This window comes from Kitasatospora sp. NPDC056531 (assembly GCF_042794375.1).
GTDB lineage: Bacteria > Actinomycetota > Actinomycetes > Streptomycetales > Streptomycetaceae > Kitasatospora.
In genome coordinates this window covers 33,754-44,936 of record NZ_JBHTTU010000009.1, presented here as the reverse complement: position 1 = coordinate 44,936, position 11,183 = coordinate 33,754, and the positions used below count along the sequence as shown (strand labels likewise).

Sequence of the window (11,183 nt, the reverse complement as noted above, 5' to 3'; positions counted from 1 at the left end):
AAAAGAAGGGAGGCCGAGGGGGGGGGTGCCCCTCCTTTTCTCTTGGGGGTGGGGGGGGGAAGCGGGCGGGCCGCCGTCACGTTTCTCCCAGGCTTCGACCGGGCGCTACAGGGTGCCGGGCCGCACCAGCCCGCTCTCATAGGCGTACACCGCCGCCTGCACCCGGTCGCGCAGCTGCAGCTTGGTCAGCACATGGCCGACGTGGGTCTTCACGGTCGTCTCGCTGACGAACAGCTCGGCCGCGATCTCCGCGTTCGACAGCCCGCGCGCCACCAGCTTCAGCACCTCCAACTCCCGCTCGGTCAGCGCGCTCAGCGCCTGCGGCGGCGCCTCGTCGCCCGAGGGCAGCTTGGTGGCGTACATGTCGAGCAGTCGGCGGGTGATGCTCGGCGCCAGCATCGCCGCGCCGTCCGCGACCACCCGGATCGCCTGCACCAGCTCCTCCGCCGGGACGTCCTTCAGCAGGAAGCCGCTGGCGCCCGCGCGCAGCGCCTCCACCACGTACTCGTCCAGGTCGAAGGTGGTCAGCACCAGCACCTTGGCCGGGCCGTCCCGCCCCGGGCCGGCGATCCGGCGGGTCGCCTCGACGCCGTCCATCCGGGGCATCCGGATGTCCATCAGCACCACGTCGGGCTGCAACGCCCGGACCTGGTCCAGCGCCTGCTGACCGTCGCCGGCCTCCCCGACCACCACCAGGTCGGATTCGGCCTCCAGGATCATCCGGAAACCGGTGCGCAGCAGCGGCTGGTCGTCGACCAGCAGCACCCTGATCGTCACTAGGACTCCTTGCTCATCGGATCCCCCGTGGGATCGCTCTCATCCGATGTACGCGCCAGCGGCAGCGGGTACGGCGGCGGGGTGCCGCCGAACTCCGGGCAGCTGGCCTGGTGGTCGCACCAGTCGCAGAGGCGGTTGCGGGTGGCCGGGAAGTCCCCGGTGGCCACCGCGTGGCTGATCCGCTCCCACAGCGCCTGCAGCTTGCGCTCCACCGCGAGCAGGTCGGCCTGGTCCGGGTCGTAGCTGACCACGTCCCCGCCGCCGCCGAGGTAGACCAGCTGGAGTCGCTTGGGGATCACACCCTTCCAGCGCCACACCACCAGCGCGTAGAACTTCATCTGGAACATCGCCTTGCCCTCGAAGTCCCGCGAGGGCGCCCGGCCGGTCTTGTAGTCCACCAGTCGGACCTCACCGGTCGGGGCGACGTCCACCCGGTCGATGTAGCCGCGCAGCAGCAGCCCCGACTCCAGGGCCGTCTCCACGTAGAGCTCGCGTTCCACGGGGTGCAGCCGGGTCGGGTCCTCCAGCCGGAACCACTGGCCGACCAGCTTCTCGGCGTCCGCCAGCCAGCGGGTGAGTGCCGCGCCGTCCGGATCGTCCGGGAACAGCGAGCCCAGCTCCGGGCGCTCGCCCAGCAGCCGCTCCCACTGCGGGCGCAGCAGGCCCAGCGCCCGCTCCGGCGTCCGCTCGGTCGCCGGGCTGTCGAACAGCCGCTCCAGCACCGCGTGCACCAGCGTGCCCCTGGTCGCCGCCGCGCTCGGCGGCTCGGGCAGCCGGTCGATCACCCGCAGCCGGTACAGCAGGGGACAGGTGAGGAAGTCCCCCGCACGCGACGGGGACAGCCCGGTCGGGGGCGCCGCCGGGCGCACCGATGCTTCGGCGGCACTGCTGGTGTCGGTCTGCTGCATGGCTACGACCCTATTGCCCTTTGCTGTCATCCCGCTGCCACCGGGCTGCCAGACCGCCGATCCGGGGCCGGTCCAGTGGGTATGAAGGCTGACAGAGGGGCGCGCGGCGCCGGAGGGCCGCGATCACGTAGCGTGGGCGCACCGGGGGCACGACGGTGGGACGACCGAAGGGAACACGGTGAGCGACACCAGGGGGCAGCAGACCTCCGACCAGCCACCGCAGGACGGTGGCCGCCCGGGCGGGCAGCCACCGGAGCGCGGCGGCGGCCTTCTGATGGGGCGCCCCTTCGGCGTGCCCGTCTACGTCACCCCCTCCTGGTTCGTCATCGCCGCCCTGATCACGTGGGTGTTCGGCGGACAGCTCGGCGATGTCCTGCCCGAGCTCGGCAGCGGCGTCCGCTACCTGCTGGCCTTCTTCTTCGCGGTCGCCTTCTACGCCTCCGTGCTGGTGCACGAGCTGGCCCACACCCTGGTCGCGCTGCGCTACAAGCTCGGGGTGCGGCGGATCCAGCTGCAGTTCTTCGGCGGCGTCTCCGAGATCGAGAACGAGGCCGAGACCCCCTGGCGCGAGTTCTGGCTCGCCTTCGTCGGCCCGCTGCTCTCGCTGGTCCTCGGCGGGGTCTTCTACCTCGCGCTGCGCGCCGTCGAGCTGTCCACCGTGCCCGGGGTGCTGCTCACCGGCCTGATGATCTCCAATCTGGTCGTCGCCGCCTTCAACCTGCTACCCGGTCTGCCGCTGGACGGCGGCCGGATGCTGCGCGCCGTGGTCTGGGCGATCAGCGGGAAGGCGATGACCGGCACCGTCGCCGCCGCCTGGGTCGGCCGGGTGCTGGCGGTCGTCGTGCTGTTCGGCCTGCCGCTGGTCAGCGCCTCCCGCGGGGTCGAGCGCACCACCACCGACACCCTGGTGGACGCGGTGCTGGCCGCCGTGCTGGCCGCGATCATCTGGAACGGCGCCACCGGCAGCCTGCGCAACGCCCGGCTCAAGGAGGTGCTGCCCGAGCTGCGGCTGCGCGACTTCGCCCGCCGGGCCGTCGAGGTCACCGCCGACACCCCGCTCGGTGAGGCGATGCGCCGCGCGCGCGAGGCGCAGGCCGGCGCGGTGGTGGTGGTGGACGGCGGGGGCGAGCCGATCGCCATCGTCCGCGAGTCCGCGGTACGGGCCGTACCCGAGCACCGCCGCCCCTGGGTGGCCGTCGGCCCGCTCGCCCGCGATCTCGAACCCGGGCTGCGACTCGACGCCGACCTGCGCGGCGAGGCCCTGCTGCGGGCCATCCAGGCCACCCCGGCGGGGGAGTACCTGGTGGTCGAGCCGGACGGCCGGGTGTACGGCGTCGCCGCGCTCACCGACATCGAGCAGCGCCTGACCGCAGCCGTCACCGGCCGCTGACCCGTACCCAGCTCGGGGCCTGGTAAGGCAGGACGGCGCGCTTCCCTTAGGATTGTCCGCATGTCCGAACCGACCGGTGCCGCCCGCCGACGCGGGCCCTTCCAGGTCGGGGACCAGGTCCAGCTGACCGACCCCAAGGGTCGCCACTACACGTTCACGCTCCAGGCCGGGAACCAGTTCCACACCCACAAGGGTGCGTTCCCCCACGACGAGCTGATCGGCGCCTCCGAGGGCACGGTCGTGCGCACCACGGGGAACGTCCCGTACCTCGCGCTGCGCCCCCTGCTCCCCGACTACGTCCTGTCCATGCCGCGCGGCGCCGCCGTGATCTACCCCAAGGACGCGGGGCAGATCCTGGCGATGGCCGACATCTTCGCCGGCGCCCGCGTCGTCGAGGCCGGCGTCGGCTCCGGCGCGCTCAGCATGTACCTCCTGCGCGCCGTCGGCGAGCAGGGCATGCTGGCCTCCTACGAGCGCCGCCAGGACTTCGCGGACATCGCCCAGGGCAATGTCGAGCGCTACTTCGGCGGCCCGCACCCGGCGTGGAAGCTCACCGTCGGCGACCTCCAGGACAACCTGGTCGAGACCGACGTCGACCGCATCATCCTGGACATGCTGGCACCCTGGGAGTGTCTGGACGTCGCCTCCAAGGCGCTCGTGCCCGGCGGCCTCATCTGCTGCTACGTGGCCACCACCACGCAGATGTCCCGGACCGTCGAGGCGCTGCGCGAGCACGGCACCTTCACCGAGCCGCAGGCCTGGGAGACCATGGTCCGCACCTGGCACCTGGAGGGCCTGGCCGTCCGCCCGGACCACCGGATGATCGGCCACACCGGCTTCCTGCTCACCGCCCGCCGCCTGGCGGACGGCGTCGAGCCGCCGCTGCGCCGCCGCCGCCCGGCCAAGGGCGCCTACGGCGAGGACTACGACAGCGGGGCGCCCGAGCCGACCCTGCAGGAGCGCGCCGCGGCCCGCAAGGCCGCCCGCGACGCCGAGGCCGAGCAGCCCGACCTGGGCTGAGTCCGTACCTGAAGAAGGGGTGGTGCGAGCGTAGAAGCGCGCACCACCCCTTCCTGCTGCGGTCGGCACGCCCTTCGGCTCCCCGGCCGGGAGTCCGTGGGCACTGTGTGGGACGATGCTCGCGCACGCAGACCAGCTCCTGGAACTCTGGAGGGGACGCCTGGTGGAGACCGCGGTCGGGACGACGGCGACGGCTGGACAGCAGACACCGAAGGACCGCACCCGGCCCGGGCACGCGCGCTCCGGCCCGTGGCACTGGGCCCTCGCCCTGGCCGGCTGCGGCGCGGTGGTGTCCGCCGCCCTCGCCACCTCCACGGCGACCGGCACCCCGGTGCCCGTGCGCGGCGGCGCCCCCGAGGCCCTCGCCGCGAGCGCCGCCCCCGACCCGGCCAAGGCCCAACTGCCGATGGACTGCGGCCCGTTCCCGGTCAAGACGGTGCTCAGCGTGCCCGCAGAGCTCGGTGACGGACGGCCGGGCACGGTCGTCGCCGCGCACTGCGCCACCGACACCGGCACTCCGCCGGACTCCGTCTACCTGCTCGGCTTCGGCGCCGACAAGCGCCCGACGGTGGTCGCCACCCTGCTGACCGAGCGCGAGAACCTCACCCTGAACCGGCTCGCGGTGCGTTCCGACGGCGCCATCACCGGCCACGCGCAGGGGTATTCGAGCGAGGACGTGCCACGCTTCCGGCCCGACATCTCACTCGACCTCAGCTGGACGCACAAGGGCGGCGGCTGGGAACGCACCCAGTCCGCCGCCCCGGTCAGCCGGACCTGAGGCCCGGCCTAGCGACTCACTCCGCGTCCGGGCCGTACACCTCGACCCGGTCGGCGACCCGGCGCACGTGGATGCAGTCGCCGGGGCACTCCTTCGCCGAGTCCACCACGTCCTGAAGGAGCGTCAGCGGCACCGGGGCGGTCTCCCCGGGCTGCTGGCGCAACTCGTCGTCCGGGCCCTTCACGTACGCCAGCCCGTCGATGTCCAGCTCGAAGACCTCGGGTGCGTACTGGGCGCAGATGCCGTCGCCGGTGCACAGATCCTGGTCGATCCACACCTCCAGCTCCTCGGTCGCCGCCGTCTGCTCGGTCACCGACATGGTCCCCTGCCGTTTCTGTCCCGGGTCGCCCCTATTCCTGGAGCAATCCCGCCATTCGTACAACGATCGGACCCAACACTGTGGTCGCGATCGGATATCGCTTCGCTCGACGATACATCTGGCCTGCTTTGAGAGGTGCGCGGTGGGTATCCCCTTAGCAGAGGGGAAGCACGCTGGGGCGAAGATCGGACACGCCCGTTCCATCTTTCTTGATCTAGGGGTTTACGGACCCCTGGTCCCAGGTAGGGTCTGGAAGCGTCCAGCTCCCCGGAGGAGGTGAGGACCGTGGCAACCCACGATGACGACTACAACCGCAGCACCGGCAGGCCCGCTCGTGGTTCCGAGGAGGCCGCTCAGGTCTCGTACCTTGAGCAGGAAATCGCCGTGCTGCGCCGCAAGCTCGCCGACTCGCCGCGCAATTCGAGAATCCTCGAAGAGCGGATCGTCGAGCTCCAGACCAACCTGGCCGGCGTGACCGCCCAGAACGAACGGCTCGCCTCCACCCTGCGCGAGGCCCGCGACCAGATCGTGGCCCTCAAGGAGGAAGTGGACCGGCTGGCACAGCCCCCGGCCGGCTTCGGCACCTTCCTCGAAGCGAACGAGGACGGCACCGCCGACATCTTCACCGGCGGGCGCAAGCTCCGTGTCAACGTCAGCCCGAACGTCGCCCTGGACGAGCTGCGGCGCGGCCAGGAAGTGATGCTCAACGAGGCTCTCAACATCGTGGACGCGATGGCCTTCGAGCGCATCGGTGAGATCGTCACCCTCAAGGAGATCCTCGAGGACGGCGAGCGGGCCCTGGTCCTCGGCCACACCGACGAGGAGCGCGTGGTGCGCCTCGCGGAACCGCTGCGGGGGGCCACCGTCCGGGCGGGGGACGCCCTGTTGCTGGAGCCCCGCTCCGGCTACGTGTACGAGGTCGTGCCGAAGGCCGAGGTCGAGGAGCTGGTCCTCGAGGAGGTCCCGGACATCGACTACCGCCAGATCGGCGGCCTGAGCAACCAGATCGAGCTGATCCGCGACGCGGTCGAGCTGCCCTACCTGCACGCCGACCTCTTCAAGGAGTACGAGCTGCGCCCGCCCAAGGGTGTGCTGCTCTACGGCCCGCCCGGCTGCGGCAAGACGCTGATCGCCAAGGCGGTCGCCAACTCGCTGGCCAAGAAGGTCGCCGAGGTCACCGGCCGCCCCCAGGGGAAGAGCTACTTCCTCAACATCAAGGGCCCCGAACTGCTCAACAAGTACGTGGGCGAGACCGAGCGGCAGATCCGCCTGGTCTTCCAGCGGGCCCGGGAGAAGGCGGGTGAGGGCACGCCCGTCATCGTCTTCTTCGACGAGATGGAGTCGCTGTTCCGCACCCGCGGTTCGGGCGTCAGCTCGGACGTGGAGAACACCATCGTCCCGCAGCTGCTCGCCGAGATCGACGGCGTGGAGGGCCTGGAGAACGTCATCGTCATCGGCGCCTCGAACCGCGAGGACATGATCGACCCGGCGATCCTGCGGCCCGGCCGCCTGGACGTCAAGATCAAGATCGAGCGCCCGGACGCCGAGGCGGCGAAGGACATCTTCTCCAAGTACCTCAAGGACTCGCTGCCGTTCCACCCGGACGACCTCAAGGAGCACGACGGCTCCGTCGAGGCCACGGTGGCCGCGATGATCCAGTCGGTCGTGGAGCGGATGTACTCCGAGACCGAGGAGAACCGCTTCCTGGAGGTCACCTACGCCAACGGTGACAAGGAGGTCCTGTACTTCAAGGACTTCAACTCCGGCGCGATGATCCAGAACATCGTCGACCGCGCGAAGAAGATGGCCATCAAGGACTTCCTCGACCACGGTCAGCGCGGTCTGCGCGTCTCCCACCTGCTCGCCGCCTGCGTGGACGAGTTCAAGGAGAACGAGGACCTGCCCAACACCACCAACCCGGACGACTGGGCCCGCATCTCCGGCAAGAAGGGCGAGCGGATCGTCTTCATCCGCACGCTGGTCACCGGCAAGCAGGGCGCCGAGTCCGGCCGCTCCATCGACACTGTCGCCAACACGGGGCAGTACCTGTAAGACGCGGTTACCCGGGCCGACTGCGGTCCCCGGAGCTGTACGCACACCGTCCGGCTGTGGCGCCTCGCGGCCCCGCAGCCGGACGGCGCGTCTCGGGGCCCGCCGGTCGGCGCCGGGTTCTAGGCTCGACCCACCGTCCGCGGGCAGATCGCCGGCGCCGGTGTTGTTCAGCGGTACGTCAGCGTGTTCCGTCCGTCGGGGGCGGCGCACCGGGCAAGGAGGGCCGCATGACCGTACGGCGCGTGATGGGCATCGAGACCGAGTACGGGATCTCCGTGCCCGGGCACCCCAACGCCAACGCCATGCTCACCTCGTCCCAGATCGTCAACGCCTACGCGGCGGCGATGCACCGGGCACGGCGGGCCCGCTGGGACTTCGAGGAGGAGAACCCGCTGCGCGACGCGCGGGGCTTCGACCTCGCGCGCGAGGTGGCGGACGCCAGCCAGCTGACCGACGAGGACATCGGCCTCGCCAACGTGATCCTCACCAACGGGGCCCGGTTCTACGTGGACCACGCGCACCCCGAGTACAGCTCGCCCGAGGTGACCAACCCGCGCGACGCCGTGCTGTGGGACAAGGCCGGCGAGCGGATCATGGCGGCGGCCGCGCAGCGCGCACTGGAGTTGCCCAACGGGCAGACCATCCACCTGTACAAGAACAACACCGACAACAAGGGCGCCTCCTACGGCACCCACGAGAACTACCTGATGAAGCGGGCGACGCCGTTCGCCGACATCGTCCGCCACCTCACCCCGTTCTTCGTCTCCCGGCAGGTGGTCGCCGGCGCCGGCCGGGTCGGCATCGGCCAGGACGGCTCGGCGAACGGCTTCCAGATCAGCCAGCGGGCGGACTACTTCGAGGTCGAGGTCGGCCTGGAGACCACCCTCAAGCGGCCGATCATCAACACCCGGGACGAGCCGCACGCCGACGCCGAGAAGTACCGCCGGCTGCACGTGATCATCGGGGACGCCAACCTCTCCGAGATCTCCACCTACCTCAAGCTGGGCACCACCTCGCTGGTCCTGTCGATGATCGAGGACTCCTTCATCGCCTCCGACCTCGCCGTCGACCAGCCGGTGCGCACCCTGCACCGGGTCTCCCACGACCCGACGCTCAAGCACCTGATCACCCTGCGCAACGGGCGCAAGCTCACCGCCGTCCAGCTCCAGCTCGAGTACTTCGAACTGGCCCGCAAGTACGTCGAGGACCGCTTCGGCACCGACGCCGACGAGCAGACCGTGGACGTGCTGACGCGCTGGGAGGACGTCCTCGGACGGCTGGAGCGCGACCCGATGTCGCTCTCCCGGCAACTGGACTGGATCGCCAAGCGGGAGATCCTGGAGGGCTACCGCAGCCGGGACGCACTGGAGTGGGACAACCCGCGGCTGCACCTGGTTGACCTCCAGTACAGCGACGTACGGCCCGAGAAGGGCCTCTACAACCGTCTGGTGGCCCGTGGCCGGTTCGAGCGACTGGTGTCCGAGGAGGAGGTCGAGCGGGCCGTCTCCAAGCCCCCGGAGGACACCAGGGCGTACTTCCGCGGGCGCTGCCTCGAGCAGTACGCGGACCACGTCGCGGCGGCCTCCTGGGACTCGGTGATCTTCGACCTGCCGGGCCGGGACTCGCTGCAGCGGGTGCCCACGCTGGAGCCGCTGCGCGGCACCCGGAACCACGTCAAGGAGCTGCTGGACCGCTGCCGCACGGCGGAGGACCTGCTCCGCGTCCTGTCCGGCGGGTAACTTTTCGATCACCATGGGTGAACGTCCGCCGAATGGGAATCATCCGGGGTGGCAGCGGGTGTTGGACAGGAAGCGTCACCAGCAAACCGGGAGCGGCAGTCGCACCTTGTGTATAGGGTCGGTGCCAACCGGCAACGACCGACCGGCCAAACCGTGCCAGACGATTCGAGCGGGGTGAGGGAAATGGCGAGCAAGGACACCGGCGGCGGCCAGCAGCGGGCAAACCGCTCCTCCGAGGAGGTAGAGGAGCAGGTCGCGGAAACCCAGAATTCCGACGACCTCAAGGAGCGCCAGGAAAAGCTGAGCGACGACGTCGACGCGGTGCTGGACGAAATCGACGAGGTCCTCGAGTCGAATGCCGAGGATTTCGTGCGGGGATTCGTTCAGAAGGGTGGGCAATAGCCCGTCCCCGGTATTCGGGAATTCACGGTCGCGACCGTCCTGGGCGGTCGGGTGGCATCGGCCGCCCGGCCGCCCGGCACCGGCCCCTCCAGGCGTGGACAGTGATCGTCGGCGGGTAGGGTGCGGGCATTGCGCGCTTCAAGCTACCTGGAAGGAATCGTGTGGAAGCCAACACTCGTGGCACCGGGCGTCTACCGGCTGCCTTCCTGACCCCGGGGTCATCCTCGTTCCTCGACTTCCTTGCCGAGCACAAGCCGGAGTTGCTCCCCGGCCGGGCCGGGCTCCCCGAGGGCGCCGTGGTTGAGGCGCCGCACGGGACCACGATCGTGGCCGCGGTCTTCGACGGCGGCGTGGTGATCGCCGGTGACCGCCGGGCGACCATGGGCAACGTCATCGCCCAGCGCGACATCGAGAAGGTGTTCCCGGCCGACGAGTACAGCGCGGTCGGCATCGCCGGCACCGCAGGCCTCGCGGTCGAGATGGTCCGGCTGTTCCAGCTGGAGCTGGAGCACTACGAGAAGATCGAGGGCACCACGCTCTCCCTGGAGGGCAAGGCCAACCGGCTCACCACCATGATCCGGGGCAACCTGGGCATGGCGATGCAGGGCCTCGCGGTCGTGCCGCTGTTCGCGGGCTACGACCTGGACCGCGGCCGCGGCCGGATCTTCAACTACGACGTCACCGGCGGGCGTTCCGAGGAACGCGGCTTCGCCGCCACCGGCTCGGGCTCGGTCTTCGCACGCGGCTCGATGAAGAAGCTCTACCGCGACGACCTGACGGCCGACCAGGCCGTCACCCTGGTCGTCCAGGCGCTCTACGACGCGGCGGACGACGACTCCGCCACCGGCGGCCCGGACCTGGCGCGGAAGATCTTCCCGATCGTCTCGCTCATCACCGAGGACGGCTTCCGCCGGCTCACCGAGGCGGAGGTCGCGCAGACCGCCGTCGCCATCACCGACGAGCGCCTGACCCGCCCCAACGGCCCGCAGGCCCCGCTGATCTAGCCATCACCTCACAGGAAAGGGACGACCGCCGGTGTCGACACCGTTCTACGTCTCGCCCCAGCAGGCCATGGCGGACCGCGCGGAGTACGCCCGCAAGGGCATCGCGCGCGGCCGCAGCGTGGTCGTGCTCACCTACGCCGACGGCATCGTCTTCGTCGCGGAGAACACCTCCAGGGCCCTCCACAAGGTCTCCGAGATCTACGACAAGATCGCCTTCGCGGCGGTCGGTCGCTACAACGAGTTCGAGAACCTGCGCATCGGGGGCGTCCGCTACGCCGACCTGCGCGGCTACTCCTACGACCGGGCCGACGTCACCGCCCGGGGCCTCGCCAACGTGTACGCCCAGACCCTGGGCACCATCTTCTCCTCGGTCGGCGAGAAGCCGTACGAGGTCGAGCTGATCGTGGCCGAGGTCGGCCGCACCGCCGACAACGACCAGATCTACCGGCTCACCCCGGACGGCTCGGTCGTCGACGAGAAGAACTACGTCGTGGTCGGCGGCAACGCCGACTCGATCGGCAACTACCTGGGCCAGCGCCACCGCGTCGGCCTGGGCCTGACCGAGGCGGTGAAGGTGGCCGTGGACTCGCTCGCCCGCGACCCCAACGGCGGCAGCCCGCGCACCCTCACCCCGGAGCAGCTGGAGGTCGCGGTCCTCGACCGCCAGCGGTTCCAGCAGCGCAAGTTCAAGCGGATCCTCGGCAACCAGCTCGGCCGGCTGCTCGACGGGGACCAGTCCGCCGAGGCGGACGACGAGGAGAACCCGGCGGCCACCCCGCCGTCGGACGAGTAGC

Annotated in this window: 11 protein-coding genes; 8 read left to right on the top strand and 3 right to left on the bottom strand. The window is 70.6% G+C overall.

Annotated elements, in window-relative coordinates; genetic code table 11:
- Positions 1 to 105 precede the first annotated feature (105 nt).
- Complete coding sequence (locus ACFQ87_RS11725) at positions 106 to 777, bottom strand: response regulator transcription factor (protein WP_350523854.1); 672 nt, start codon at positions 775 to 777, stop codon at positions 106 to 108.
- Positions 777 to 1,685 carry a RecB family exonuclease gene (locus ACFQ87_RS11720; RefSeq protein WP_380610489.1) on the bottom strand — a complete coding sequence of 303 codons (909 nt, stop codon included), beginning with the start codon at positions 1,683 to 1,685 and terminating at the stop codon, positions 777 to 779. Before ACFQ87_RS11720 ends, ACFQ87_RS11725 begins: the two co-directional genes overlap by 1 nt.
- Positions 1,686 to 1,863: 178 nt before the next feature.
- Between ACFQ87_RS11720 and ACFQ87_RS11715 the strand changes: the two genes are divergently transcribed.
- The 3 genes from ACFQ87_RS11715 (at position 1,864) to ACFQ87_RS11705 (ending at position 4,873) form a co-directional block, all read left to right on the top strand.
- Positions 1,864 to 3,075, top strand: a complete 1,212-nt coding sequence (locus tag ACFQ87_RS11715; protein ID WP_380610488.1) for a site-2 protease family protein — start codon at positions 1,864 to 1,866, stop codon at positions 3,073 to 3,075.
- Positions 3,076 to 3,135: 60 nt separating this feature from the next.
- Positions 3,136 to 4,095 carry a tRNA (adenine-N1)-methyltransferase gene (locus ACFQ87_RS11710; protein ID WP_380610487.1) on the top strand — a complete coding sequence of 320 codons (960 nt, stop codon included), beginning with the start codon at positions 3,136 to 3,138 and terminating at the stop codon, positions 4,093 to 4,095.
- Positions 4,096 to 4,210: 115 nt separating this feature from the next.
- Positions 4,211 to 4,873: a hypothetical protein gene (locus tag ACFQ87_RS11705; RefSeq protein WP_380610486.1), complete on the top strand. Its 663-nt coding sequence runs from the start codon at positions 4,211 to 4,213 to the stop codon at positions 4,871 to 4,873.
- A gap of 16 nt (positions 4,874 to 4,889) precedes the next feature.
- Here ACFQ87_RS11705 and ACFQ87_RS11700 read toward each other — a convergent pair whose 3' ends face one another.
- Complete coding sequence (locus tag ACFQ87_RS11700; protein WP_355669943.1) at positions 4,890 to 5,192, bottom strand: ferredoxin; 303 nt, start codon at positions 5,190 to 5,192, stop codon at positions 4,890 to 4,892.
- Between the two features lie 285 nt (positions 5,193 to 5,477).
- Here ACFQ87_RS11700 and arc point away from each other — a divergent pair, with 285 nt between their 5' ends.
- The 5 genes from arc to prcA all read left to right on the top strand — a co-directional run bounded on the left by arc (position 5,478) and on the right by prcA (position 11,182).
- Positions 5,478 to 7,244 (top strand): proteasome ATPase, encoded by a 1,767-nt coding sequence (gene arc, locus ACFQ87_RS11695; protein WP_380610485.1) that lies wholly within the window; start codon positions 5,478 to 5,480, stop codon positions 7,242 to 7,244.
- Between the two features lie 227 nt (positions 7,245 to 7,471).
- On the top strand, positions 7,472 to 8,983 hold the full coding sequence (gene dop / locus ACFQ87_RS11690; RefSeq protein ID WP_380610484.1) for a depupylase/deamidase Dop: 1,512 nt from the start codon (positions 7,472 to 7,474) through the stop codon (positions 8,981 to 8,983).
- Positions 8,984 to 9,166: 183 nt separating this feature from the next.
- A complete protein-coding gene (locus tag ACFQ87_RS11685; protein WP_030286125.1) occupies positions 9,167 to 9,385 on the top strand; it encodes a ubiquitin-like protein Pup in 219 nt (72 codons plus the stop codon).
- 161 nt (positions 9,386 to 9,546) lie between these two features.
- The gene (prcB, locus tag ACFQ87_RS11680) at positions 9,547 to 10,389 is read left to right on the top strand and encodes a proteasome subunit beta (RefSeq protein WP_380610483.1); all 843 of its coding nucleotides are present in this window, start codon (positions 9,547 to 9,549) and stop codon (positions 10,387 to 10,389) included.
- 31 nt (positions 10,390 to 10,420) lie between these two features.
- The gene (prcA, locus tag ACFQ87_RS11675; RefSeq protein ID WP_380610482.1) at positions 10,421 to 11,182 is read left to right on the top strand and encodes a proteasome subunit alpha; all 762 of its coding nucleotides are present in this window, start codon (positions 10,421 to 10,423) and stop codon (positions 11,180 to 11,182) included.
- Position 11,183 lies beyond the last annotated feature (1 nt).